The 24764-nt window shown below is 60.9% G+C and carries 22 protein-coding genes; 16 read left to right on the forward strand and 6 right to left on the reverse strand.

The features are described 5' to 3' along the window. Window positions 1-14 precede the first annotated feature (14 nt). Window positions 15-896, forward strand: coding sequence for a 3-hydroxyisobutyrate dehydrogenase (mmsB, locus tag K290_RS0106665; RefSeq protein ID WP_028751167.1), 882 nt, complete (start codon window positions 15-17; stop codon window positions 894-896). Window positions 897-901: 5 nt separating this feature from the next. On the opposite strand, the gene K290_RS0106670 is transcribed toward mmsB, so the two are convergent. Continuing rightward, window positions 902-2971, reverse strand: coding sequence for an ATP-dependent helicase (locus K290_RS0106670; RefSeq protein WP_028751168.1), 2070 nt, complete (start codon window positions 2969-2971; stop codon window positions 902-904). 267 nt (window positions 2972-3238) lie between these two features. On the opposite strand from K290_RS0106670, the gene K290_RS0106675 reads away from it, so the two are divergent. Next, a complete protein-coding gene (locus K290_RS0106675; protein ID WP_028751169.1) occupies window positions 3239-4108 on the forward strand; it encodes an SMP-30/gluconolactonase/LRE family protein in 870 nt (289 codons plus the stop codon). 61 nt (window positions 4109-4169) lie between these two features. Here K290_RS0106675 and secD read toward each other — a convergent pair whose 3' ends face one another. From secD to K290_RS0106690, 3 genes are all read right to left on the reverse strand, one after another. Beyond that, entirely contained in the window at window positions 4170-6728 is a 2559-nt protein-coding gene (secD, locus tag K290_RS0106680; RefSeq protein WP_028751170.1) for a protein translocase subunit SecD, read from the reverse strand. Window positions 6729-6821: 93 nt separating this feature from the next. Next, the gene (locus K290_RS0106685) at window positions 6822-7193 is read right to left on the reverse strand and encodes a hypothetical protein (RefSeq protein WP_245276488.1); all 372 of its coding nucleotides are present in this window, start codon (window positions 7191-7193) and stop codon (window positions 6822-6824) included. 66 nt (window positions 7194-7259) lie between these two features. Next, complete coding sequence (locus K290_RS0106690; RefSeq protein ID WP_028751172.1) at window positions 7260-9110, reverse strand: cation:proton antiporter domain-containing protein; 1851 nt, start codon at window positions 9108-9110, stop codon at window positions 7260-7262. A gap of 80 nt (window positions 9111-9190) precedes the next feature. Between K290_RS0106690 and K290_RS0106695 the strand changes: the two genes are divergently transcribed. Continuing rightward, entirely contained in the window at window positions 9191-9457 is a 267-nt protein-coding gene (locus tag K290_RS0106695; protein ID WP_028751173.1) for a helix-turn-helix domain-containing protein, read from the forward strand. Between the two features lie 97 nt (window positions 9458-9554). On the opposite strand, the gene K290_RS0106700 is transcribed toward K290_RS0106695, so the two are convergent. Beyond that, the gene (locus K290_RS0106700; RefSeq protein ID WP_037135037.1) at window positions 9555-11051 is read right to left on the reverse strand and encodes an ArnT family glycosyltransferase; all 1497 of its coding nucleotides are present in this window, start codon (window positions 11049-11051) and stop codon (window positions 9555-9557) included. A 723-nt stretch (window positions 11052-11774) separates the two neighbouring features. Here K290_RS0106700 and K290_RS0106710 point away from each other — a divergent pair. From K290_RS0106710 to visR, 13 genes are all read left to right on the forward strand, one after another. After that, window positions 11775-13421, forward strand: coding sequence for a methyl-accepting chemotaxis protein (locus tag K290_RS0106710; RefSeq protein WP_028751175.1), 1647 nt, complete (start codon window positions 11775-11777; stop codon window positions 13419-13421). Window positions 13422-13483: 62 nt separating this feature from the next. Further along, entirely contained in the window at window positions 13484-13780 is a 297-nt protein-coding gene (locus K290_RS0106715) for an STAS domain-containing protein (protein WP_028751176.1), read from the forward strand. After that, window positions 13777-14142 carry a chemotaxis response regulator CheY1 gene (gene cheY1, locus K290_RS0106720; protein ID WP_028751177.1) on the forward strand — a complete coding sequence of 122 codons (366 nt, stop codon included), beginning with the start codon at window positions 13777-13779 and terminating at the stop codon, window positions 14140-14142. Before K290_RS0106715 ends, cheY1 begins: the two co-directional genes overlap by 4 nt. Window positions 14143-14157: 15 nt before the next feature. Beyond that, on the forward strand, window positions 14158-16461 hold the full coding sequence (locus tag K290_RS0106725; protein WP_028751178.1) for a chemotaxis protein CheA: 2304 nt from the start codon (window positions 14158-14160) through the stop codon (window positions 16459-16461). A 4-nt stretch (window positions 16462-16465) separates the two neighbouring features. Beyond that, the gene (locus tag K290_RS0106730; RefSeq protein ID WP_028751179.1) at window positions 16466-16933 is read left to right on the forward strand and encodes a chemotaxis protein CheW; all 468 of its coding nucleotides are present in this window, start codon (window positions 16466-16468) and stop codon (window positions 16931-16933) included. Then, window positions 16930-17838: a protein-glutamate O-methyltransferase CheR gene (gene cheR, locus K290_RS0106735; protein ID WP_028751180.1), complete on the forward strand. Its 909-nt coding sequence runs from the start codon at window positions 16930-16932 to the stop codon at window positions 17836-17838. The genes K290_RS0106730 and cheR overlap by 4 nt, the downstream gene beginning before the upstream one ends. Further along, window positions 17835-18878, forward strand: a complete 1044-nt coding sequence (gene cheB / locus K290_RS0106740; RefSeq protein ID WP_028751181.1) for a protein-glutamate O-methylesterase CheB — start codon at window positions 17835-17837, stop codon at window positions 18876-18878. Before cheR ends, cheB begins: the two co-directional genes overlap by 4 nt. Continuing rightward, window positions 18878-19267 (forward strand): chemotaxis response regulator CheY2, encoded by a 390-nt coding sequence (gene cheY2 / locus K290_RS0106745; protein WP_028751182.1) that lies wholly within the window; start codon window positions 18878-18880, stop codon window positions 19265-19267. The genes cheB and cheY2 overlap by 1 nt, the downstream gene beginning before the upstream one ends. Continuing rightward, the gene (gene cheD, locus K290_RS0106750; protein ID WP_028751183.1) at window positions 19264-19818 is read left to right on the forward strand and encodes a chemoreceptor glutamine deamidase CheD; all 555 of its coding nucleotides are present in this window, start codon (window positions 19264-19266) and stop codon (window positions 19816-19818) included. Before cheY2 ends, cheD begins: the two co-directional genes overlap by 4 nt. Before the next feature lie 17 nt (window positions 19819-19835). Next, complete coding sequence (gene cheT / locus K290_RS0106755; protein ID WP_028751184.1) at window positions 19836-20225, forward strand: chemotaxis protein CheT; 390 nt, start codon at window positions 19836-19838, stop codon at window positions 20223-20225. Window positions 20226-20391: 166 nt separating this feature from the next. Beyond that, on the forward strand, window positions 20392-22071 hold the full coding sequence (fliF, locus tag K290_RS0106760) for a flagellar basal-body MS-ring/collar protein FliF (RefSeq protein ID WP_028751185.1): 1680 nt from the start codon (window positions 20392-20394) through the stop codon (window positions 22069-22071). A 536-nt stretch (window positions 22072-22607) separates the two neighbouring features. Then, the gene (gene visN / locus K290_RS0106765; RefSeq protein ID WP_028751186.1) at window positions 22608-23345 is read left to right on the forward strand and encodes a transcriptional regulator VisN; all 738 of its coding nucleotides are present in this window, start codon (window positions 22608-22610) and stop codon (window positions 23343-23345) included. Window positions 23346-23356: 11 nt separating this feature from the next. Then, window positions 23357-24103 carry a transcriptional regulator VisR gene (gene visR / locus K290_RS0106770; protein ID WP_028751187.1) on the forward strand — a complete coding sequence of 249 codons (747 nt, stop codon included), beginning with the start codon at window positions 23357-23359 and terminating at the stop codon, window positions 24101-24103. A 221-nt stretch (window positions 24104-24324) separates the two neighbouring features. Here visR and K290_RS0106775 read toward each other — a convergent pair whose 3' ends face one another. Then, the gene (locus tag K290_RS0106775) at window positions 24325-24759 is read right to left on the reverse strand and encodes a hypothetical protein (protein ID WP_028751188.1); all 435 of its coding nucleotides are present in this window, start codon (window positions 24757-24759) and stop codon (window positions 24325-24327) included. Between the last annotated feature and the right edge of the window lie 5 nt (window positions 24760-24764).

Here is a 24764-nt window from a genome sequence, read left to right on the forward strand (position 1 = left end):
GGGAGGAAAGCATCATGACACGGATCGCATTCATCGGGCTCGGCAATATGGGTGGTCCCATGGCCGCCAATCTGGTCAAGGCCGGCCACGACGTCGTGGGCTTCGATCTCTCCCATGATATGCTGAAGGCCGCCGAGGCGACGGGCGTCAAGGCCGCAAACGTGCTGACCGAGGCGCTCGCCGATGCCGAAGCCGTCGTCACCATGTTGCCGAAAGGGCAGCATGTGTTGACGGTCTGGACCGATATCCTGCGCTCCGTGCCGAAGGGTACTTTGCTGATCGACAGTTCGACCATCGATGTCGACAGTGCCCGCAAAGCCCATGCCATGGCTGGCGATGTCGGCTGCCTGTCACTGGATGCGCCGGTCTCCGGCGGCACCGGGGGCGCTGCGGCCGGAACGCTCACCTTCATGGCCGGCGGCTCGACGGAGAGTTTCGCAGGCGCCAAACCCCTGCTGGAAGTGATGGGCCGGAAGATCGTCCATTGCGGCGATGCGGGTGCGGGGCAGGCGGCAAAGATCTGCAACAACATGATCCTCGGCATTTCCATGATCGGCGTCTGCGAGGCCTTCGTACTTGGCGAAAAGCTCGGCCTATCGCACCAGGCTCTCTTTGATGTGGCTTCCACGTCGTCCGGCCAGTGCTGGTCGATCAACACCTATTGCCCGGTGCCTGGGCCGGTGCCGACTTCGCCGGCTAACACCGACTACAAGCCCGGCTTCTCGGCAGCCCTGATGCTGAAGGATCTGCGCCTGTCACAGGAGGCGGCTTTGTCGAGCGGCGCATCGACGCCTCTGGGTGCCGAGGCGGCGCAGCTTTACGCACTCTTCGAAAAGCTCGGCAATGGCGGCCGCGATTTTTCGGCGATTATTGAGATGTTTCGCGAGGCGGAGTGAGTCTATTACCGCCACATGCCGCGCATGCGCGCGCCCACATCGACTCTTACCTGCCGCGCCCTAATGGCGGCGGCGCTTTCAGCTCTTGCCTGTGGCCAGCCGCAGACTTCGAAAAATTGCAGCAATGTCGCCGGGATGAAGCGCGTGCGCGAGGCAAAGACGTGCTTGTCGCCCTGTGCATGCTGACCATGCACGAAGAACCGTTGCGGGATGACGAGATCGAGATTGTCTTTCGCCCGTGTCATGGCGACATAGAGCAGCCGTCGTTCCTCCTCGATCTCGGAGGAAGAGCCGACCGCGAGATCTGCCGGAATGCAGCCGTCGACGGCATTGAGGACGAACACCTTCGTCCATTCCTGCCCCTTGGCGGAATGGATGGTCGAGAGGATGAGATAGTCCTCGTCGAGCAGCGGCACGCCCGCTTGATCGCTGGTGGCATCGGGGGGATCGAGCGTCAGTTCGGTCAGGAAGCGCTCCCGCGAGCCATAGCCGCCGGCGATCTGTTCAAGCTGGATCAAGTCTGCCTGGCGCGTTGCTGCGTCCTCGTGCGCCCGCTCCAGATGCGGTTCGTACCACTGTCGCACCAGACCGATTTCCGCCGGCCATCCGGCCTTGCCGCTCTTCAGCTCCTGCATGGTCGCAACGAAAGCCGTCCAGTCCTCGCCCGAGCGCGGCGGTGCCGGAAAATCGGCGAGAGCGGCCATCGGACTGGCCTGTTCCCCGATATGGTCGAGCACGCGCTGGGCGGTCGAAGGCCCGACGCCCGGCAAAAGCTGCATCAACCGGAAGCCCGCAACGCGATCACGCGGATTCTGCGCAAAGCGCAAAGCGGCGAGCATGTCCTTGACATGGGCGCTGTCGAGAAATTTCAGTCCGCCGAATTTAACGAAGGGGATGTTGCGGCGGGTAAGTTCGACTTCCAATGGTCCGCTATGGTGCGAGGCGCGGAAAAGTACGGCCTGCTGCTTGAGCGTCGCACCACTCTCCCGATTTTCCAGTATCTGATCGGCGATATAACGCGCCTGATCGCTTTCGTCGCGCACGGTGACCAGCCGCGGGCGCTCGGCGCTCTGACGTTCGGTGCGCAGGTTTTTGGTGAAACGCTCGGAAGCAAGATCGATCACCGCGTTGGCGGCGGCCAGGATCGGCTGCGTCGAGCGGTAGTTGCGGTCGAGCGTGACGATGTTGGCGGCGGGGCTAAACGAGGCCGGGAAGTCGAGGATGTTGCGGACGGTAGCCGCGCGAAAGGAATAGATCGACTGCGCATCGTCGCCGACGACGGTCAGCCCCTGACCGTCAGGCTTCAACGCCATTAGGATCGACGACTGCAGCCGGTTGGTATCCTGATATTCGTCGACCAGCACATGGTCGAAGCGGCCGCCGATATCTTCGGCAATCAGCGGCTCGTGCAGCATATGCGCCCAATAGAGCAGCAAATCATCGTAATCGAGCACATTCTGCACCTGCTTGGCCTCGACATAGGCCGCGAAGAGGTCGCGCAACTGCGTGTCCCAGGCGGCGCACCAGGGGAAGAAATCGCGCAGTATCTCTTCGAGAGGCGCTTCCGAATTGACGGCGCGCGAATAGATCGAGAGGCAGGTCGCCTTGGTCGGAAAGCGGTTTTCCTGCTTGGAGAAGCCGAGCTCATGGCGCACGAGGTTCATCAGGTCGGCGCTGTCTTCGCGGTCATGGATCGTGAAGGCCGGATCGAGGCCGATCTGTTCGGCATAGTCGCGCAGCAGCCGCGCGCCGATGCCATGAAACGTACCGGTCCAGGCCAGCGCGTCGGCCATGATGCCGGCATTGGCGCCAAGCACATCGCGACAGATGCGCTCGACGCGGCGGCCCATTTCGGCCGCCGCCCGGCGGGAAAAAGTCATCAGCAGGATGCGGCGGGGATCGGCGCCTTTGACGATGAGATGCGCGACGCGATGGGCCAGCGTATTGGTCTTGCCGGAGCCCGCACCGGCAATCACCAGCAGCGGCCCGGCGATATGGCTGCCTGCGATCGTCGTGCCGTGCTCCACCGCCAGGCGCTGCTCCGGGTTCAGCTTTTCCAGATAGGCAGCGGTCATGGGCTCTCCTAAGGCTTCGGACGACAGGCGCGCGAACGCGGAATCTCCGACGAATCATGTTCGCAATAATATCCGAATGTTCGATGAATGTTCCCAATTGGCTGAAACTGTCAAGCTCGGCCGAATCTGCACAAAGATGTGACCCTGCCGTCATGAATTTGGTTCAGATTTAACGAGCGTCGGCTCGTAAAATGCCGTTGGGGTACTTATTTACCATTATGACTCATGATTTTGGGGTATCGGCGCGCTGGGTGAGGGTTCCCGACCATGAACGAGACGATCGCCACCGGATTGCGCCAGCCTGAGGGGCCGGTAGCCCTGATGGATGGACGCATCGCCCTTGTGGAGACCGATGAGAGCCGCCGTTGCCTGACGATGATTGCGGCCGGTGCTCGCCGTGAAATCTGCCGGCCCGGCGGCCGTCCGACCGGGCTCGCGGTCGATGGCGATCATTGTTTCTGGGTGGCGGGCGGTCCGGAAAACTCCCTTGTTCGGGTCTCTCCGGAAGGCCGCACCTTACAGGTGATCGAAGGCGGCAAGGACGGCCCGTTTCTGTCTCCGAACGATCTTGCCTTTGGCCCGGATGGCCTGCTTTACATGACCGATTCCGGCGTCCGCATCTCCGATCTGCTCGATGGCGCCGACATCAATCCCGATTTTTTCCAGGTGCCGTATAACGGTCGTGTCTACCAGATCGATCCGGCGGAAGGCCGGGTGCTGCGCGTGCTGGCGACCGGCTTGCTCTATGCCAATGGCATCGCGTTCGGGCCGGACGGATTGCTTTATTATAGCGAGACGCTGACCGGGAAAATCCATCGCCAGATCGTCGGCGGGCGGCAGGAACTGTTTGCGCAGGTTATGCAGACGCCTGCCGTAAAGGCGTTGCGCGGGCCGGCCGGCATGGCCTTCGATCGCAATGGCATGCTTTATTGCGCAATCTACGGACAAGGCGAGATCTGCCTGGTCGATCCCGGCGGAAAGATCACGGGCCGTATCCGCACCAATGGCGCGCGGCCGGGCAATATCGCTTTCACCCTCGATGGCAAATATGCGTTGATTACGGAGCAGGAAAACGGTGTTTTGGAGAGAATAGCAGCACCGCGTCCAGGGCTGCCGCTGCATATGCCGTCCGTTTGATCCGGACGTTGGAGGACATGCCCGGAAGCCGGGCATGTCCTCTTTCAGTAGTCTTCGCCGCTTATTCGGCGGCGGGGATTTGCTTGTTGTCCTTGCCGGACTTGTCGTCGCCAGGCTTCTCATCATTGGCGACAGTCTTGGCATGGCGGCGGCGCCAATCGCCGAGGAAGAGCAGGATCGGAGCGGCGATGAAGACCGACGAGGCGCCAGCGACGAGTATGCCGAACACCATGGGGATCGCGAAGCTGGAGACGGCGCTGCCGCCCCAGATCGCCATCGGCACCAGCGCCAGGAAGGCGGTGGCGTTGGTATAGAGGCTTCGTGCCAGGGTCTCGTTGATCGACTTGTCGATGATGTCGCGCAGCGGCATCGACTTGTAGAGCCGCATGTTTTCACGCATACGGTCATAGACCACGACCTTGTCGTTCACCGAGTAACCGACCAGCGTGAGGATAGCGGCGATAGCCGTCAGGTTGAAATCGAGGCCGGTGATCGCGAAGAAGCCAATCGCCTTAGTGACGTCGAGTACCAGAGTGACGATGGCGCCGACCGCAAACGGCCATTCGAACCGCACCCAGATGTAGACGAGCATCGCCAGGCTGGCGATCACGACCGACAGGATGCCGGCCCAGGCAAGCTCGCCCGAAACCTTCGGACCGATGACATCCGTACCTTCGATGGTTGCGGTTGGGTCGATCTTGATGATTTCTGCCTTGAGCTTGGTGACTGCGGCTGTCTGCGCCTCTTCACCGCCGTCCTGGCGCTGGGCGCGGACAAGGAGGCTGCTGTTGTCACCGAAGGACTGCAGTGCGATTTCGCCGAGGCCGAGTGTGTTCAGGCCCGCGCGGAACGTAGACAAATCGGCCGCGTCCTTGGTCTTGACCGACATCTGGATGCCGCCGCGGAAATCGACGCCGTAGTTGAGACCCGGATGGATGAACAGGACCACCGAGGCGATCGACAGGATCGCCGAGACGGTGACGCCAAAGAAACGGGCCTTCATGAACTGGATGTGCTTGTCATAGGGGCTGAAGGGGATCAGCGGCCTGATGTTAAGCACCTTCAGCTTGCGGCGACGGGTGATAGCGATCATCACGACGCGCACGAAGGCGACGGAGGTGAACATCGAGATGATGAGGCCGAGACCCATGGTCACGGCAAAGCCACGAACCGGGCCGGAGCCGAAGTAGAACAGGATGGCGGCGGCGATCAGGGCCGTCATGTTGCCGTCGATAATCGTCGAATAAGCCTTCTTGAAGCCGTTATCGATGGCGGCGAAGGCGCCGCGGCCCTTGCGGGTTTCTTCGCGGATGCGCTCGTTGATGAGAACGTTGGCGTCAACAGCAAGGCCGATACCAAGGACGACACCGGCGATGCCGGGCAGCGTCAGCGTGGCGCCGACAAGCGTCAGGGCTGAGAATGTCAGGATCGTGTGGACGAGCAGTGCGAAATTCGCGAGAATCCCCCAAGCGCCGTAGAGCACGAAGATGAAGGCGGCAACCAAGACGAAGCCGACTAGGCCGCTATAGATACCCTTCTGGATCGCGTCTGCACCGAGATCGGCGCCGACCGTGCGTTCTTCGATGACCGTCAGCTTGGCCGGCAGGGCGCCGGCGCGCAGCAGGGCTGCAAGCGTCGTCGCGCTGTCGGCAGTGAAGTTGCCCGAGATCTGACCTGAACCGCCGGTGATCGGCTCGCGAATATTCGGCGCGCTCAGCACCTTGTTGTCGAGAACGATGGCGAAAGGTTTGCCGACATTCTCGCGGGTGATCTCTGCGAAGCGGTTGGCACCGGCGCTGTCGAAGCGGAAGGTGACGAGCGGCTCATGCGTATTCGGATCGAAGCTGACGCGGGCGTCGGTAAGACGGTCGCCGGCAAGCTCGATGCGATCGAGAACCGGATAGCTGTTGCCCTGATCATCCTTCAGGATGGAAACACCGGGGCCGGGATTCTTCGGATCGACATTCTCGGCGAGCAGATGGAAGGACATCTTCGCGGTCGAGCCGAGCAGTTCGCGCAGGCGCGACGGATCCTGTGCGCCCGGAAGCTGTACGAGAACACGATTGGGGCCGACGCGCTGGATGGTCGGTTCGGCGACGCCCACCTGGTCGACGCGCTTGCGGATGACTTCCAGGCTCTGCTGGACGGCGGAATCGACGTTGGCGGCGATGCCGGCTGGCGAGAAGGACATGGCAATCGCGCTGCCGTTCGGCGTGATCGTCAGATCGGACTGGCCGGCGGAAAGGCCGGAAGAGATCGTGTTGGCAAGAGTTTTGAGCTGCGTCACCGCATCGTTGCTCTGCGCCGGATCGGTCAGCGTCACGACGATCTGGTCACCATTGCGGACGATCGAACGGGTCAGGATGTTCTTGTCACGTAGGACACGGCGCGAATCTTGCAGCAGCGATTGCAGCCTGCCGTTGGTCAGGTCCTTCTCGTCGACTTCGAGGACGAGATAGGAGCCGCCACGAAGGTCGAGGCCGAGGGAAACCTGGCTGTGCGGCAGCCAAGACGGCATTTTGCTTAAGACCGACTGCGGCAGCACGTTCGGCAGGGCGATGAAAAGGCCAAGCACGATGATCACCGTATAGGTGACCACCAGCCATGGTGAGGTGCGCATGAGTATTATCCTTGAATACACTGATACCAGCGGAGCCTGCCGCTGGCGAATGTGAGGTCATGTCGAAGATGCGCCGTCAGGCGCGCGAACCGGTTAGATGAAAGTGGTTGGCGGAGCGCGGGCAAGATAGGCGCGGAAAGCAAGCGATTCATGCCGCGCGAGTTCGCCGCGGGTGCGCGGCTGTCCCGGATTGCTCAGGAGTCCGAGCGACGGAAGGGTCGAAAGCGTTGCCGGTCCGATATCATGCCAGGTGGCTTTCGGCGTGACCGTTCGATCGGCGACGACAGTCCCACGCACCGGATCGCGCAGGGCGAGATAGAGCGGTTGGGTGTCCTTGCCGGAGGAGAAGGCTTCCGCATCGGCCCGCGCGGCAAGATTGATGCCGCCGCCAAGCGCCAGTCCGAGATAGGCGAAGAAGGCGACGAACAATGAGGCAATCACGCGCGCTCCGGCGCGGCGTGTCATCCTGCTATCGTTCTCTTCGCTATCGGCAGCGCCGAATTCGAACGGGTTCAACGGTTAAAAGGGCCTTCATTCCGTTGCCGGAGCGGATTCCGGCGGTTCAATCATGATATCAGGACGCTGCGCGTCTTCATAGTGCGGCCTGTCATGATGCACTTGCGCCAGTCGGTCAACCATCCCCAGCGCAATTTCCCGCTCTCCCATGATCACCGTATCGGCGCCATATTGCTTGAGCACGTCGACCTCGGCATCGGAATGAGCGCGGGCGACGATCAGGATCGATGGATTGACGGCGCGCGCCTGCTCGGCGGCGCTGCACGCCTCAAAGGTATTCGGAATGGCAATGACCAGGCTGCGGGCGCCGGAAATATTGGCATAGGCCAGAACCTCGGCGGAGGCGGCATTGCCGTAGATCGCCTCGATTCCCTCACTCATGAGATCGCCGATTCGCTTGTCGGAATCTTCGATGACCACGAAGGGTGTACCGGAAGATTTGAGCTTCTCCCCGACGATGCTGCCGACGCGGCCATAGCCGATCAGCACCGCGTGGTCCGTCAGTGTAACGGCGTGCAACTCCTCATCGACATCATGGGCCGCTGGCCGATTGGCGGGGGCAGGTAAGGCTTCGCCCTCCGTCGGCTCTGCCTGCGCGGCCGGTTCGATGCCTTCCGTCATCTCGCCCTGCGGTCTGGTTTCCTGCGTCTTCCGCAACCAGTCGCAAGCAATGAAGACAAGCGGGTTGAGAATGATCGAAATGATCGCCCCGCCAAGGATCAGATCGCGGCCTTCGCCCGGCAGCAGGCCGAGATCGAAACCGAGACCTGCGAGGATGAAGGAGAATTCGCCGATCTGCGCCAGGCTGGCGGAGATGGTCAGGGCCGTGCTCATCGGCTTTCGAAAGGCGAGCACGATGAAAAAGGCGGCGACGGACTTGCCGATGACGATGATGAACACCGTCGCCAGCAGCGGCAGCGGGTTGTCGATGAGGATGTTCGGATCGAACAGCATGCCGACCGAGACGAAGAACAACACGGCGAAGGCATCGCGCAGCGGCAGGCTTTCCTGCGCCGCCCGGTGGCTGAGCTCGCTTTCCGACAGGATCATGCCGGCGAAGAAGGCGCCGAGCGCCAGCGAGACGCCGAAGAGTTTCGCAGCCCCGAATGCAACGCCGAGCGCAATGGCGAGGACACCGAGGCGGAAGAGTTCACGCGAGCCGGTATGGGCGATGCGATGCAGGATCCAGGGAATGATCCGCCGGCCGAAGACCAGCATCAGCCCGACGAAGGCCGCGACCTTCAGCAGCGTCATGCCGATGATCCCGGTGAGTCCGAGATCGAGGCCAAGCAGCCGGTTGAGGCCAGCCGATAGCGGCTCGGCCGCGCCGTGGCCGTTGGCGGAGATGCTGGCGGCAGCCGGGATGAGCACGAGGGCTAGCACCATGGCCAAATCCTCGACGATCAGCCAGCCGACCGCGATTTTGCCGCGTTCGCTCTCGATCAGCCGCCGCTCCTGTAAGGCCTTCAAGAGAACGACCGTCGAGGCGACGGAGAGCGCGAGGCCGAAGACGAGGCTCCCGCCGAGCGGCCAGCCCATCAGTGCGCCAAGCCCCCAGCCGAGCAGGGTGGCGAAGCTGATCTGGACGATCGCGCCGGGAACGGCGATGCCGCGGACCGACAGCAGGTCCTTCAGCGAAAAATGTAGCCCGACCCCGAACATCAACAGGATGACGCCGATTTCGGCGAGTTCCGGCGCAAGGCTCTGGTCGGCAACAAAGCCCGGCGTATGCGGGCCTGCAAGCACGCCCGCAATCAGATAGCCGACGAGCGGCGGCAGTTTGAAGCGGTTGGCAATAGCCCCGAAGATGAATGCCAGCACAAGGCCCATGACGATGGTCGAAATCAGAGGCGTGTCATGCGGCATCGCTGTCCCTCGATACTGGTAATCCCGTATGGCTTATGACATATTTGGTTTAAGTTGACCAATATGAGTGGTTTCAGATTGTGAATCAAGGCCGCAACCTGACGATTCTGACTCCCGCGCTCTGTCGCGCGGCGCGCGGGCTGCTCGACTGGACACAGTTGGATATAGCCGAGAGGGCCGGCGTGTCACGGAGCACCATCCGCGATTACGAAGGCGGGCGCCACGACATTCACCGGGCGACGGAGGCGCAATTGCGCCTAGCCTTCGAAGAGGGCGGGGTCGTTTTCGTGGAAATGCCGGGACTTGGTTGGGGCGTTTGCCTACGGCCGGCTTCCGACCGCGATTAGAGCGCTTTAGCGTTTCACGGATTCGCTTTCGCGCGCTATCCCTTTGTTTTTACGCATTCCGGACGGAAAACCGCTACGCACTTTTCCTGGAATTGCTCTAAGCTTTCGGCGCCAGGCAGCTTGGCGAAAGATGGTAGGCGTAGAGCGTCCTGCCTTTCATGTTGCCGAAATCCGGCGACCAGCTCTTGATGAGTTCCGATTTGCCCGCAATGCAATCGAACGGTTCGTCGTCGATATAGAGCACATCATCGGTCACGGCAGGTGGCAGCGAAAAGTTCTGCTCGTAATAGCTCTTCGGGAAGCCGCCAGAGTTACGGGCGTAGATATGATAGGGCTTGCCCTTCAGCGTATAGAACAAATCGGCGAGAATATCCCGGTTATCGGCGACGATGGTCGACGTATTTGCCTGGGCGGCAATATCAGCGATCTCCAGGCTGACGCCGCTGCGGCCGACATACCGCTTCATGATGAGATCGCCGTTCGGCAGCTTGATGTCATAGGCAAAGACCGTAAGGATCGGCAGCAGGAAGGCGACGACCGAGCCGATGATCAGCGAGACGGCGAGCCCTTTCTTCGTCAGACGGTAGAGCAGCCAGACGGCGAGGATGGTGCCGGCGGAGTAGGCGGTGACCGCCCAATTGGCATAGGCCTTGGCAAACAGCGCTTGCAGCGTAATCAACGCTATGACCGGAATGGACAGCCAGACGAGCAGCTTTTCCCTGTCGTCGCTTTGCCCGCGGATCGTCCGCCATGCCGCCCAAAGCATGCCATAGAAAATGACGGGACCCACGACACCGAATTGCGCGCCGAGGAATCCGAGCGCGCCGAGCAGATGCTTCACCAATCCGCCGCCTTTTCCTTCGCCGTTCCAATGGGCGATGCTTTCGGTATGGCGCACCGTCGCGGCATCATGGGCGAAATTCCACCAGAGATTGGGGGCAACGACGATCGCGCCGGCGATGGCGGCGATGAAAACGTCCCGCCAGGCAATGCGTGCTGAGCGCAGCGTCAGCATGGCGACGCCGACGCCCGGCAGCAGAAAAAGCACCGAATATTTCGTCAGGAAAGCGATCCCGAGGCTGACGCCTAGGATCAGCGCGTCGGTGATCGAGGAGCGCTTGGTAAGGCCGAGAAAGGCCCAGATGGCAATGGTGACGAACAGGATTTGGATCGTGTCCGTCGACATCAGCACGGCCGAAAGAGAAGCCGCCGGCAGGGTGACGAAGATGACGCCGACCCAGGGCTCGATCTCCTCCCCGGCCTCTCCGTCGATCAGGCGCCGCGTCGTGCGCATCAGCATCAGGGCGGTGACGAGATGGAAGAGAGGCGCGGAAACGCGGATCCAGAAGGTCGAGTCCGATCCCGATATCGCATTGAAGAAACGAACGACCCAGGCGATGACTGGCGGCTTGGAATAATAGCCGAAGTCGAGATTTTGGCCCCAGAACCAATATTGCGCCTCGTCGACGAAGAGGTCGGTCTTATTGAAGGCAAGCATTACCACACGCCAAAGCGTGACGCCGAAGATGATTGCAAGAGCAAGCCGCAGTGAAAGTGTCTTGTGGTTCGTTTCGGAATAGGTGGTGTCGGACATCAACAGGTCGATCTCTGTGCCGGGTCGTCAGGCTTCATACGGAACTATCGAGCCCAACGCTAGCTCTCGCTGAGATAACGGCAAAAAGCGCGGCCCGACGCCGCGCATAACCCGCCTTTATTAAAGATTTGTCTCACCTATAGGCGCCTGAGGCCGGATGCTTAGAGTACGCGCGGAGCGATAGTGCTGCGAGCCTCTTCGATGAGACTTAGGAACACGAAGGCAGCAAGCGTCATGCCGGCCGTCAGCGAAGCAGTCAAACCAAGAACAATCATTGCTCTCTCCGTATCGACATCGAAGGTGTCTCTACTTATCGACTTAAAATAGGAAGCTTGCCTGTGACTTGCGGCCACTGCGGTTTTTACTCGAAAAGACCGCCGGCAGAATTCGAACGCGCGACTGTTTAAACCAAAACGGGATAGCTTGCCGGACTTATTAACCTTCAAGCAAGGAATTAACCATAAACATTGGACTAGCACGTCGGAATGGGAAAACTGTCACTCGTTCTCACCAGGCATGAAGCCGCCCCGTCGTACCGGGTCAGATCCGGTATCCATGTCATCAAACGGTCCGAACAGGCTTTGATGAACGAGCGAGCTTCAGCGTCCCGGTCAATGAACCGGCGGCGGCGTGCACCTGTCCTCGTCTCTTCATCGCGTCTGAACCGGATCACCAATGGTTTCGCCGGCGTTGCTTACGCCCGGCAGTTCGGTGGGGACGATTTTGGCGCAGGATTCGCCGTCAGATCAGGCAGGACGGGCGCAGGCGGGCAGCCTTCGCGACCGCTTGCGTTTTGCTGGTCTCGATGCCGAGCAATGCGAAATCGTGCGCCGCAACCGGCCGATGCTGGATGCGCATCTGAAGGCTGGCCTGCGCGATCTCTTCCACCGCCTCCAGACATTTCCCGACGCCGCACGCAATTTTAACAGCGAGAGCCAGCTCGAACGGCTGCAGGACCTGCAATCCTCGCATTGGGGCGTACTGACGGACGCCCGTTTCGACAGCCTCTACGCCGAGCGCGTCAAGGTACTCTCCGATACTGAAAGCAAGATGGGGCTTGATCCGCGCTGGCACGTCGCCGGCCACGGCGTTGTCCTGGAGCATATTCTTGCCGGCCTCGTCGAGGAGTTGGGCAGCCGCGCCATCCTGCCCGGTACCAAGCGCCGCGCCCGTGAACTCAGCGAGCTGATCACGGCTGCCGTCCGCCTCGTCATGGTAGATGTCGAAATCGCCGTGTCGCTGCGCTTCAACGAGCTGCGGCTCAACCATCAGCGGGCGCTTGCCGAACAGCGGAGCTCCGATCATGCCGAAGCCGCCGGACTCTTTGCCGATGTCATTCGCAGCCTCGCAGAACGCGATCTGACTGCCCGCCTGCCTGTGGATGGTCCGGAAGCCTATGCCGAGCTGGCGCAGACGCTGAATGCCGCTCTGGACGACATCCAGAAGCAATTCGCGACATTATCCGGCAGGGTGCAGGCGGCCGATGCGGCCACGGATGCGCTCGTACGCGATTCCCGCTTCCTCGCTCAGAATTCCATGGAGCAATCCCAAGGGCTCGCCGCGTCGGCAAAGCAGCTCGCCGAACTGGCCGATCAGGTTCGCAGCAATGCGGCGAGCACCCGGTCTGCCGAGCGCGCCGCCGCCTCCACCCGTGTTGCGGCCGAAGACAGCGGCCGGGTCGTCGGCCAGGCGATTTCGGCGATGGCCGATATCGAAACGTCGGCGGAAAAGATCGGGCAGATCATCGGCGTCATCGACGAGATCGCATTCCAAACCAATCTGCTGGCGCTCAACGCCGGTATCGAAGCGGCGCGCGCCGGCGACAGCGGCCGCGGCTTTGCGGTCGTCGCCCAGGAAGTCCGCGCGCTTGCCCAACGTTCCGCCGATGCCGCCCGCGAGATCAAGGTGCTGGTGACAGGCACCAAGGCGCAGGTGGATGCCGGCGTACAGATGGTCGGCCGCACGCAGGAGGCGATCGGCGGCATCGTCCGCCAGGTGACCGATATCAACGAAGCCATTTCCGGCATTGCAGCCGCCACCGATGAACAGGCCGCCGGCTTGCGCACGGTCACGGCGGACATCGGCGGCTTCGGCGAACGTGCCGCTGCCAACGAAAGCCTTGCCCTTCGCTCAAATGAAGGTGCCGATCATCTTCATACCGTCATCCTGGAGCTTGGCCAGACGATCCGCGAATTCCGCCTCGAGCGCGAGCGCCGCCAGGCGGTTGCGCCGCGCCCGACGGCTGCCGCCCAACGCTTGCCGGTCGCTCGGCACCGGGAAGGGGCTACCAGCCATGATGAGGGCAGTGCCGACGAATTCGATGTTCCGCTTCGCAGGGTCGGTTTCGGAGGCGAACGGAATGCTTACTGACATCTCTGTTTTATGCGCATGCGGGCTGTGGAACCCAATTTCAGGCAACAAGGAATAAAGCGATGCCGAGCAGGAAGGGCGAAAAGACAATCAGTCTGGCTGCGGTGCTGGACCTCAATGAAGCCTCGACGCTTCGCGGCAAGTTGGTGGGGCTGCGCGGCAGCAATGTCGTGATCGATGCATCCGGCGTCGAGAGGATCGGGGCCTTGTGCGTCCAGGTCATCATGGCTGCCGCCAAGACTTGGGATGAAGACAAGCTGTCCTTCACCTTTTCGAAGGTGTCGGATGCATTTCAAAAAACGATGCAGTTGATCGGCGTCGACATCGATCACCTGCTTGCCAAGGAGATCCGGCAATGAAGAAAAAAGTACTGACCGTGGATGATTCACGGACCATTCGAAACATGCTTCTCGTCACCCTCAACAACGCCGGCTTCGAGACCATTCAGGCCGAAGACGGTGTCGAAGGTCTCGAGGTTTTGGAAGAAGCCAATCCCGATGTGATCGTCACGGACATCAACATGCCGCGCCTTGACGGCTTCGGCTTCATCGAGGGCGTGCGCCGCAACGACAAGTACCGGGCCATTCCGATCCTGGTGCTGACGACCGAAAGCGACGCCGAAAAGAAGAACCGTGCCCGCCAGGCCGGGGCGACGGGTTGGATCGTCAAGCCCTTCGATCCCGCCAAGCTGATCGATGCCATCGAGCGTGTAACCGCTTAAACAGGATCTGTTCCTATGGATATGAACGAAATCAAAGAGATTTTTTTCCAGGAGTGCGAGGAGCAGCTCGCCGAACTGGAATCCGGTCTCCTGAAAATGAATGATGGCGACCGGGATCCGGAAACCGTCAACGCCGTCTTCCGTGCCGTTCATTCCATCAAGGGTGGGGCAGGGGCCTTCGGTCTGGACGACCTTGTGTCCTTTGCCCATGTCTTCGAGACGACGCTCGATTGTGTTCGATCCAACAAGCTGGAGCCGACCCAGGATGTCCTGAAGGTCATGCTCAAGGCCGCCGATGTGCTGGCGGACCTCACCAACGCCGCCCGTGATGGCGGCAGCGTCGACCAGGCCCGCAGCAAGGGACTGGTCAAGGAACTGGAAGCGCTGGCCCACGGCGAATTGCCATCGGCATCGACAGCCGCTGAGGCCGCGCCGAAGCCGGTGAAGGCCGCAGCGCCCGCCCCGGCCCCCACCCCAGTCAAAGCCGCACCCGCTCCCACGGATGACAGCGGTTTTCAGCCGATCCCCTTCAGCTTCGACGATCATTTCGGTGGCGACGAAGCGTCTTCGAGCATGCCGGAATACGAAGTCAGCTTCAAGCCGCGTTCCGACCTCTACGCCAAGGGCAACGATGCGACGCTGCTGCTGCGCGATCTCTCGCGCGTCGGCGAGATGAGCATCCATTGCAACATGGACGCCCTGCCGGGCCTCGATCAGCTCGACCCCGAGGGCGCCTATTTCAAGTGGACGATCTCAGTCAGAACGGACAAGGGCGAAGACGCCATCCGCACGGTCTTCGAATTCGCCGAATGGGATTGCGAGCTCGATATCCGGCTGGTCGAAGATGCCGCTGTCGGTGGCGATGAAGAATTGCCGATGGTTCCCGTGCCCTTCGATCTCTCCGTTCTCGACGGCGACGAGCCGGCTGTGGAAGCGGCTGCTGAAGCGCCGAGGCCGAAAAGCGATGCCGCCGCCGCTGTTGCCGCCGCCGAAACGGCAAGCAATGTCACGCAGCTTGCCTCTGCTGCCGCTCGTGTCGAAAAGAAGGAAGCTGCGGCAGCCGCCGCCGCTGCCGCTGCCAACGCCGCCGCGCAGAACAATGCCGCCGCCGCCGGCCAGACCATCCGCGTCGATCTCGACCGCGTCGACCGTCTGATCAACCTCGTCGGCGAGCTTGTCATCAACCAGGCGATGCTGTCGCAAAGCGTCATTGAGAATGACAACAACGGCGCATCCTCGATCAATATGGGCCTCGAAGAGCTGCAGCAGCTCACCCGTGAGATCCAGGACAGCGTCATGGCGATCCGCGCGCAGCCGGTGAAGCCGGTCTTCCAGCGCATGTCGCGTATCGTCCGTGAAATCGCCGACATGACCGGCAAGTCGATCCGCCTGATCACCGAAGGTGAAAACACCGAAGTCGACAAGACGGTCATCGACAAGCTGGCCGAGCCGCTGACCCATATGATCCGCAACGCCGTCGACCACGGCGTCGAAACACCGGAAAAGCGTACGGCGCTCGGCAAGAACCCGGAAGGCACGGTTCGCCTGACCGCAAAGCACCGCTCCGGCCGCATCCTGATCGAACTCGCCGACGATGGCGCCGGCATCAACCGCGAAAAGGTGCGGCAGAAGGCCATCGACAACGATCTCATCCCCGCCGATGCCAACCTCTCGGACGAGGAAATCGACAACCTGATCTTCCTGCCCGGCTTCTCGACAGCCGATAAGATTTCCGACATTTCCGGCCGCGGCGTCGGCATGGACGTCGTCAAGCGCTCGATCCAGGCACTCGGTGGCCGCATCAATATCAGCTCCAAGCCGGGACACGGCTCGGTCTTCACCATGAGCCTGCCGCTGACGCTTGCCGTCCTCGACGGCATGGTGGTCACAGTGGCCGGCCAGACGCTGGTCGTGCCGCTCACCGCCATAGTCGAAACCCTGCAGCCGGAAGCCGCCGCGATCCATTCCTTCGGCGCCAACCACCGCCTGATCTCGATCCGCAACAGCTTCTGCCCGCTGGTCGATGTCGGCCGCATCCTGAACTTCCGCGCCACGCAGGCCAATCCGGTCGACGGTGTCGCGCTGCTGGTGGAATCGGAAGGCGGCGGACAGCGCGCTCTGATGGTCGATGCCATCCAGGGCCAGCGCCAGGTCGTCATCAAGAGCCTCGAAGCGAACTACACGCATGTGCCCGGTATTGCCGCTGCGACCATCCTTGGTGATGGGCGCGTCGCTCTCATCCTTGATGTTGATGCTGTGGTCGGAGCCTCCCGCGGGCAATCGCTGAAGGCTGAAATGTCATACGCAGCAGCAGGTTAAGCCTATGTCATACGCCGTCAAGAACCTGACCCAGGGAGCCCGTGAGCTGATCGCCTTCCGCATCGGCGATCAGGAATTCTGCGTCGATATCATGTCGGTCCGTGAAATCCGCGGCTGGACGCGGGCGACGGCTATGCCGCATGCGCCGGCTCATGTCCTCGGCATTATCAACCTGCGCGGCGCTGTCTTGCCGATCGTCGATCTCTCGGCCCGTCTTGGCATGAAACGCGCCGAGCCGACCGCACGCCATGTGATCATCGTGGCGCAGGTCAAGCGCAAGGTGGTCGGCCTGCTGGTCGACGCCGTGTCCGATATTCTGACGGTTACCGACGACAATATTCAGCCGACGCCGGAAATTTCTTCCGACTATGAGCGGCAGTTCGCGCGCGGCATCCTGGCGATCGACTGCCGTATGATCTGCCTTATCGAACTCGAAACCCTGTTCCCGGACAGCGAAAGCGAAGCTGCATGAGCATTATGGGAGCGACAGATTTCAGGGCATCCCCGGACGAGGTGCTGGCCAGCGGCGAATATCCGCTGACGAGGCGCGATCTTTCCGAAATTGCCGCCATGATCTACTCGGACGCCGGAATTTCTCTCAACGAGACCAAAGCCTCGCTGGTCTATTCGCGGCTGTCGAAGCATATCCGCGCACTGGGCTTGCCGGGCTTTCGCGATTATTGCGTGCTGGTCTCCTCGCCGGCGGGGGCTGCGGCGCGGCGCGAGATGCTGTCGCATCTGACGACGAATTTCACCCGCTTTTTCCGCGAGAACCATCATTTCGACCATCTGCGCGACGAGGTTCTCCCTGGGCTTCTGGCGCGCGCCAAAAGCGGCGGCCGCGTTCGCATCTGGTCGGCAGCCTGTTCCGACGGGCAGGAGCCCTATTCCATAGCGCTCACGGTTTTGTCGCTGCTGCCCAATGCCGCCGAATTCGATTTCAAGATCCTGGCGACGGATATCGATCCGAAGATCCTCGGCCTCGCTCGCGCCGGCGCCTATGACGAGACATCGCTGGAAACGGTTTCGCCCGCCATGCGCAAGCAATGGTTCCAGGAAGTCGACATCCAGGGGCGCCGCAAGTTTCAGATCGACGATCGCGTCAAGCGGCTGATCACCTTCAACGAACTGAACCTGATGGCGCAATGGCCGTTCAAGGGCATGTTCGACGTCATCTTCTGCCGCAACGTCGTCATCTATTTCGACGAGCCGACGCAGACGAAGATCTGGTCGCGCTTTGCCGGTCTGCTGCCGGAGAACGGCCATCTCTATATTGGCCATTCCGAGCGCGTCTCGGGCGAAGCCAAGCACGTTTTCGACAATATCGGCATTACCACTTATCGCCGTGTTGCCACTTCGACCGGGAGGAAAGTATGAGCGCCGCCGCCCGTGTTCTCGTCGTCGATGACTCCGCAACCATGCGGGGCCTGATCACCGCTGTCCTGCGCTCCGATCCGGAGGTCGATGTCATCGGCCAGGCCGGCGATGCAATGGAAGCGCGCGCGGCGATCAAGGCGCTCAATCCCGACGTGGTGACACTCGACATCGAGATGCCGAACATGAACGGCCTCGATTTCCTCGAAAAAATCATGACGCTGAGACCCATGCCGGTCATCATGGTCTCGACCATGACGCACCGCGGCGCTGAGGCGACCCTGGCGGCCCTCGAAATCGGCGCGTTCGATTGCGTCGGCAAGCCTGCTCCGGGCGAGCCGCGCCCGTTCGGCGATCTGGCGGAAAAGGTGAAGGCAGCAGCCCGTTCGCAGCGCCAATATTCCAAGCCCGCCGCAAACCATACTCCGCCGCCAGCAGTCGCCGACTTCCGCGTCGGCCGCAAGATCGTCGCAATCGGCTCGTCCACCGGCGGCGTCGAGGCATTGATCGCGGTCCTGCAGAAATTCCCGGCCAATTGCCCGCCGACCGTCATTACCCAACACATGCCGCCAAGCTTTACCCGCAGCTTCGCCGAACGGCTTAACCGTCTCTGCGCACCCGTGGTGCAGGAGGCGACCGATGGCGCGCGTCTGGAAATCGGCAAGATCTATCTGGCACCGGGCGGCGATCGGCATTTGCAGGTCGCCAACGCATCGGCGCCCCATTGCCGCCTGATCGACCGCGGGCCTGTCAACGGCCATCGTCCTTCCGTCGACGTGCTCTTCGATTCGGTCGCCGAGCTCGCCGGCCGCAATGCAGTCGGCGTCATCCTGACCGGCATGGGCCGCGACGGCGCCGCCGGCCTTCTCAAGATGCGCCATGCCGGCGCACGGACGATCGGCCAGAACGAAAAGACCTGCGTGGTCTACGGAATGCCGAGGGTCGCATTCGAACTCGGTGCAGTCGAGCAGCAGGTTCCGCTGAACGCCATTGGCGAGGAAATATTGAAAGTAACAGCCGCCCGCAAGGAAGGGAGCGAATAATGTCTCTAGCGGAGAAAATCAAAGTTCTGATCGTCGACGATCAGGTCACCAGCCGTCTGTTGTTGAGCGACGCGCTGACGCAACTGGGCTTCAAGCAGATCACTTCTGCCGGTGACGGCGAGCAGGGCATGAAGATCATGGAGCAGCAGCCGCATCATCTGGTGATTTCCGACTTCAACATGCCGAAGATGGATGGTCTCGGCCTGCTGCAGGCCGTGCGCACCAATCCTACGACGAAGAAAGCGGCCTTCATCATCCTGACAGCGCAGGGCGACCGTGCGCTGGTGCAGAAGGCCGCCCAGCTCGGCGCCAACAACGTTCTCGCCAAGCCCTTCACCATTGAAAAGATGAAAGCGGCGATCGAGGCCGTGTTCGGAGCATTGAAATGATCGTCGAGGGTGCTGCCCGTCGCGTGCACATCATTCAGGGCGAGTACAAGGTCATCAACGACCCGGACGTGGTGCTGTCGACCATTCTGGGCTCGTGCGTGGCGGCGTGCTTGCGCGATCCGATCGCGGGCGTCGGCGGCATGAACCATTTCCTGCTGCCGGGGACGGCCGCTTCGCCGACGAGCGGTGGCGACGCGACGCGTTACGGCGTGCATCTGATGGAGCTTCTGATCAACGGTCTCCTGAAGCAGGGCGCGCGTCGTGACCGGCTGGAGGCCAAGGTCTTTGGCGGCGCAAAAACGATTGCCACCTTCTCCAATGTCGGCGAACAGAACGCCGCCTTCGCCATGCAGTTCCTGAGGGATGAAGGCATTCCGGTCGTCGGCTCCAGCACCGGCGGCGAGCATGGACGCAAGATCGAATACTGGCCGATCTCCGGCCGTGCCCGGCAATACCCGTTGACCGGCGCCGAAACGCAGAAGACCGTGGCTCTGGAACAGCGCCCTGTTGCCGCCCCGAAGCCGGTCGACAACACGATCGAATTTTTCTGATCAACGAGGACTACCTGATGACCACCATGCCGCGTGCCGAAGCATCCGCCATGCAGGAAGCGCTCCCAGCCATCCTCATGCGTATCGTCTCGGAATTGCACGACGTCGCCTACCTGATCGAGCGCATCGAACCGCAACTGCTCGATCTCGGTGGCATCAACGTGTTGGAATCGCCCGATTCCATGAAGGTTATGCAGGGCATCGATCTTGCCGTGCAGAAGACGCGGGGCATTGCCGAGTTCATCGACACGATCACCGGCGGCATGCCTGAGGGCTGGATGGTCGATGTTGCTACGGCGCTGAGCCTGGTCAAGCTGGCCGAAATGCAGAAGGCTCTCGGCGGCAGCGGCCGCCACGGACACTCCCAACCCTTGGCCAAGGCCGCCGGCGATTTCGATTTCTTCTGACGGGAAGCGCCGGCGCCTGATATTGTTTTTCTTATATTATCTCGGATAAATTTTTCGAGTTCTTCATTTTTCCTGCCCCGGACGAAACGCTCGCACAAGTTTCGATTTCTATCTTCGCTGCAGGGCACAAAGCCATCAGGTCTTTGACGAATCGTGCGAGAACAGAATGAATCTGTTAAATCAATTAGTTCCCTTGTTCAGGAATCTGCAGAACCTGGGGAGGACACGCCTGCTGATCATGGCGGGCGTCGGCGTCGTTTCCATGGCGTTGATTCTGTTTGCAGCCCTTTACGTCAATAAACCTGCCCAGGAAACGCTCTATGTTGGCCTGGATGCAACCGATCTGAACCAGATCAGCATTGCGCTTGCCGAAGCCAATATCGGTTTCCAGGTGGGCACGGATGGCACCAGCCTGACCGTGCCGGCCGGCATGACCGGCAAGGCGCGCCTGCTGCTCGCCGAGCGTGGCCTGCCGAACAGCACCAATGCCGGCTATGAGCTCTTCGACAATGTCGGCTCTCTCGGCTTGACCTCCTTCATGCAGGAAGTGACCCGCGTGCGCGCGCTCGAAGGCGAAATCTCTCGCACGATCACGTCGATCTCGGGCATCAGCGCGGCACGAGTCCACATCGTCATGCAGGATGTCGGCAACTTCCGAAAAGCGGACCAGAAACCGACGGCCTCGGTCATGATCCGAGCGAACGCCGAAGCGGCGCGCAAGTCGGCCCAGGCCATCCGTCATCTCGTCGCCTCTGCCGTGCCCGGCCTGGAGGTCGACGATGTTACGATTCTCGATTCCACCGGCCAATTGCTCGCCTCGGGCGATGATCCGAGCAACGGCGCGCTGAACCGCAATCTCGGCATCGTGCAGAATGTTCAGGACGAGGTCGAATCGAATATCAACAAGGCGCTTGCGCCGTTTCTCGGAATGGACAATTTCCGCTCCAGCGTAACGGCGCAGCTCAATACCGACAGCCAGCAGGTGCAGGAAACTACCTACGATCCGGATTCGAAGGTCGAGCGCTCGGTTCGCACCACCAAGGAAGCGCAGAAATCGCAGCAGCGCCAGTCGGATACGGCAGCAACCGTTGAGCAGAACATTCCGCAGGCTGCTCCGCAGGCCGGTGGCGGCGGACCGACATCGAACGATCAGTCCGACAAGCGCGAAGAACAGACCAACTACGAAATCAACAGCAAGACGACCGCCACGACCCGCAACAGCTATAGGGTCGAGAAGCTTTCGGTGGCGGTGGTGGTCAACAAGGGTCGCATCGCCCAGATGGTCGGTCAGCCGGCCGATCAGGCAAAGGTCGACGCTTATATCGCCGAGATGCAGAAGATTGTCGCGACTGCCGCCGGGCTCGACACCAGCCGTGGTGACGTTGTCACTGTCAATGCGATGGACTTCCTCGACAATCAGCTTCTCGACGACACCTCTTCGGGCTTCAGCATCATGGATATGCTGAGCCGCAATATGGCCGGCATCATCAATTCGGCTGCCTTCGTTGCGGTTGCCTTCCTCATCGTCTGGATGGGCTTCCGTCCGCTGATCCGCTCGCTCGGCGGCGGCGCCGCTGGTGGCGCGGCTCTGCCGGAAGCGGCGGGCCTGGAATTGCCGGATTTCGCTCCTGCCGTCGGTGGGCCGGGCGCCGCGCTGATGGACGGCTTCGGCTCGGACTTCGGCTTCGACAGTACAGACGATCTGCTGACGATGGGCGAAGACGGCGGCACCTTCAATCGCCGTGTCAAGGAAGGGCCGGAACGTCGCCTCTCGCGTATGGTGGAAATCAGCGAGGAACGCGCCGCCAAGATCCTCAGAAAATGGGCCGTCGACAACGCTGCTTGATAAGAGGACCGGGAGATGCTCCCGGTCTTTTCATGCGATCGGAAGGGGAGCGCTTGATCAGGCCAACTTTGGGTTTCGCAAACGTTTCACGCGGTTCAGCCGGACGAATTCGAGTGACCGTAGGTGTTGGCAAGATCTCGCCGGTTCGGAAATTTCATTGCTGGGTAGAAAGAATCGACTTACAATCATCATACCTATTCGAAATTGCGCCGAAGCGGCGCGAATCAGACCATGGAGTCCGTGTTCGGTAATTCGGAGAATTTTGGAGATGCCGATATGCGGAGAAATCAGTCTATAGTTGGTTGATTGCGATTTAGGCGATTCGCGCCAATGCGATTGCCCAAATCGAATTTATATATTAGCGCATTTAGCGCGTCCTGCGTCCGCAGAGAGTCGTGGGAGACGTAGTAACAAGTTGAGTTGGCGCAGACGCCTGTTTGAAGATCGATGCCATCTTCGAGGTTATGCGCCGGGTCCAGACCGAGCAATGCTCACGTTGGTGTTCGAGCGCCTGACAGCGGCAGGAAATGCAAAAAATGGACATGCAGATATTGCAGGGGAGCAAGGGCGACAAGGATATGCGATTGGCCGCGTCCGCCAATACCATGTCGCGCGACCAGCTCATTCAGCAGTTGAGCGCCCTTGCCGGCTCGGCCTATCTCCAATCCGGTCTGCGCGTGCTGACGGACTATGTCGGCGCTTCCCACTATCTTCTGGCGCGCTGCGACCTGATCCAGGAGAGCGGTCTCGATTTCGTCGTATCCTCCGATTGGCCTTTCGATCTTGTCCGGCGTCTCGCTTCCGAACTCACAAGCGGCTACGGCCGCACGAGCGAATTTGAAAAGTGCATGTCGCTGTTCCAGCCGAATTTTGCATTCCTGCCAGACGATGTTGAGTTGCCGGAAGGCGTCAGCCGCCAATATTGCTCACTGACCTTCAATGTCGGGCGTACGCGCTTCTCGCTGATGCTGCTTGCCCGTGACGGCCTTTTGCTGTCGCCCGAGCGGCTGCGTGACGTTGGATTGCTGTCGGGCTACTTTGCGAGCTTCACCCGCTGCATGGAAGGCAAGTCCGAGCGCGATTTCGATCTCACCGAGCGCGAGCTTGAATGCTTGTTCTGGATTGCGGAGGGCAAGACGAGCGACGAGATCGCCATGATCCTCGGCATCTCGAGAAACACCATCAACAACTATATTACCAGCGTGATGCGCAAAACCGCGACCAAGACGCGATCGGAAGCGATCGCCTTTGCTGTTAGAAACAACCTCGTTTGAAGGGTCGATGGATGCGATATCAGCCGGTTAGGACGACGGACGCGCCAAGCGAAGCAAGGCTCGGCCGTTCGCATCGGATATCGAGCCGTTCTGATCTCTTCCCCAAACTGGTGTCGATGCAGAAGTTGATCGACGCGCAGAATTTTGCCGTCTATCGCCTCAGCGGCTCCGGCCTGCCAAGCAAGCAGCGCCTGGTCTGCGAGCTGGAAAACTGGGGCTCGACCAATACCGTCCTCAACAAGGCCTTCGTGGAAGCCTATGGCGAGGCGATGATCGAGCATATCGAAAAGTCGCTGCTGCCGCTGATGTGGAACGGCCGCGATGGCGACAGCACCGCCGAGACGCCCGATTTTGCCTCGTTCACCCAGCGCCTGAAACCGCATCTCCTGCCTTTTGCCGGCGTCGCCTTTCCGGTGCGTCTGGGATCGGTCGGCAACGGCTATGTCGTGTTCGCCGCGAAATTCATGGATTTGACGAGCGATATGATCGTCGAGCTGCATGGTCGTAGCTGCCAGATCATGATGGATCTCCTGTCGCTCGACGAACGTCGATCGCCGGCCGCCGAAGCGCTGAGCGAACGCGAAATCGCCTGCCTGCAGCTTGCCGGCGATGGCCGGATCAGTGAGGAAATAGCCGAAAAGCTGGGATTGTCGGTGCATACCGTCAACGCCTATCTCGGCTCGGCGACAATCAAGCTCGACAGCGTCAACCGTATCCAGGCAATCGCGAAAGCGATCCGCTTCGGTTACATCAGCTAGAGCGCGGTCGCGTTCACGGGACGCACAAAGGCCGGCCCAGGTCTCTTAAATCTACACATTTTATCCGCCACATATGTTTCATGGCGGATAAGATCTCCCCCAAATTGTGGAAATGCGGAGTGAGGGTGCGGTTCTGCGCATTTCTGAAAAGCAGAACCGCTGGAACGCCGAGATGGCTCGGCCGACTTTCTTTTTAAAACTTGGGATGGTTTGAGCCTATTTCAGGCTGCGTGCGTCGTGCCGATCGCGTAGCGGGCGTCCCGCAGGCTGCGGGCGAGAAGCGCGGTGTTTTCGTCCGGATCGGCCGAGGCCTTGTCGAAGGCGATATGGTTGATCTCGATGCCGGCATGATGTTCGGCGAGCGCGAGCTTGGCATAGACGGTAACGCCGCGCGGTTTGATTTCGAGGTCGATGGTGACTTCCGCCGGCCCGCCCCATTCGAGCTTGTAGTCGCCCCCGAGGCCGAAATTGACCGTGCCCGGATGGAAATAAAGCTCCGCCGCCGAAGCCACGAGGTCGGCGAGATTGCCATAGCGCTCGAAGCGCAGCAGCGAGATCAGATCGGCCGCGTCGAGAAGCCGCAATTCGCTGGCGACCGGGCTGATGGCCTCAGCCAGAATTTGTTCACGTTGGGCAGAGTAGGGGGATTTTTTCATTCGAT

It is taken from the genome of Rhizobium leucaenae USDA 9039 (assembly GCF_000426285.1).
Taxonomy (GTDB): domain Bacteria; phylum Pseudomonadota; class Alphaproteobacteria; order Rhizobiales; family Rhizobiaceae; genus Rhizobium; species Rhizobium leucaenae.

Excerpts from the sequence above, each read along its gene's own strand:
- mmsB (WP_028751167.1), top strand. The coding sequence starts at position 15 with ATGACACGGATCGCATTCATCGGGCTCGGCAATATGGGTGGTCCCATG.
- K290_RS0106670 (WP_028751168.1), bottom strand. The coding sequence starts at position 2,971 with ATGACCGCTGCCTATCTGGAAAAGCTGAACCCGGAGCAGCGCCTGGCG.
- K290_RS0106675 (WP_028751169.1), top strand. The coding sequence starts at position 3,239 with ATGAACGAGACGATCGCCACCGGATTGCGCCAGCCTGAGGGGCCGGTA.
- secD (WP_028751170.1), bottom strand. The coding sequence starts at position 6,728 with ATGCGCACCTCACCATGGCTGGTGGTCACCTATACGGTGATCATCGTG.
- K290_RS0106685 (WP_245276488.1), bottom strand. The coding sequence starts at position 7,193 with ATGACACGCCGCGCCGGAGCGCGCGTGATTGCCTCATTGTTCGTCGCC.
- K290_RS0106690 (WP_028751172.1), bottom strand. The coding sequence starts at position 9,110 with ATGCCGCATGACACGCCTCTGATTTCGACCATCGTCATGGGCCTTGTG.
- K290_RS0106700 (WP_037135037.1), bottom strand. The coding sequence starts at position 11,051 with ATGTCCGACACCACCTATTCCGAAACGAACCACAAGACACTTTCACTG.
- K290_RS0106715 (WP_028751176.1), top strand. The coding sequence starts at position 13,484 with ATGCCGAGCAGGAAGGGCGAAAAGACAATCAGTCTGGCTGCGGTGCTG.
- cheY1 (WP_028751177.1), top strand. The coding sequence starts at position 13,777 with ATGAAGAAAAAAGTACTGACCGTGGATGATTCACGGACCATTCGAAAC.
- K290_RS0106725 (WP_028751178.1), top strand. The coding sequence starts at position 14,158 with ATGGATATGAACGAAATCAAAGAGATTTTTTTCCAGGAGTGCGAGGAG.
- K290_RS0106730 (WP_028751179.1), top strand. The coding sequence starts at position 16,466 with ATGTCATACGCCGTCAAGAACCTGACCCAGGGAGCCCGTGAGCTGATC.
- cheR (WP_028751180.1), top strand. The coding sequence starts at position 16,930 with ATGAGCATTATGGGAGCGACAGATTTCAGGGCATCCCCGGACGAGGTG.
- cheB (WP_028751181.1), top strand. The coding sequence starts at position 17,835 with ATGAGCGCCGCCGCCCGTGTTCTCGTCGTCGATGACTCCGCAACCATG.
- cheY2 (WP_028751182.1), top strand. The coding sequence starts at position 18,878 with ATGTCTCTAGCGGAGAAAATCAAAGTTCTGATCGTCGACGATCAGGTC.
- cheD (WP_028751183.1), top strand. The coding sequence starts at position 19,264 with ATGATCGTCGAGGGTGCTGCCCGTCGCGTGCACATCATTCAGGGCGAG.
- cheT (WP_028751184.1), top strand. The coding sequence starts at position 19,836 with ATGACCACCATGCCGCGTGCCGAAGCATCCGCCATGCAGGAAGCGCTC.
- fliF (WP_028751185.1), top strand. The coding sequence starts at position 20,392 with ATGAATCTGTTAAATCAATTAGTTCCCTTGTTCAGGAATCTGCAGAAC.
- visN (WP_028751186.1), top strand. The coding sequence starts at position 22,608 with ATGGACATGCAGATATTGCAGGGGAGCAAGGGCGACAAGGATATGCGA.
- visR (WP_028751187.1), top strand. The coding sequence starts at position 23,357 with ATGCGATATCAGCCGGTTAGGACGACGGACGCGCCAAGCGAAGCAAGG.
- K290_RS0106775 (WP_028751188.1), bottom strand. The coding sequence starts at position 24,759 with ATGAAAAAATCCCCCTACTCTGCCCAACGTGAACAAATTCTGGCTGAG.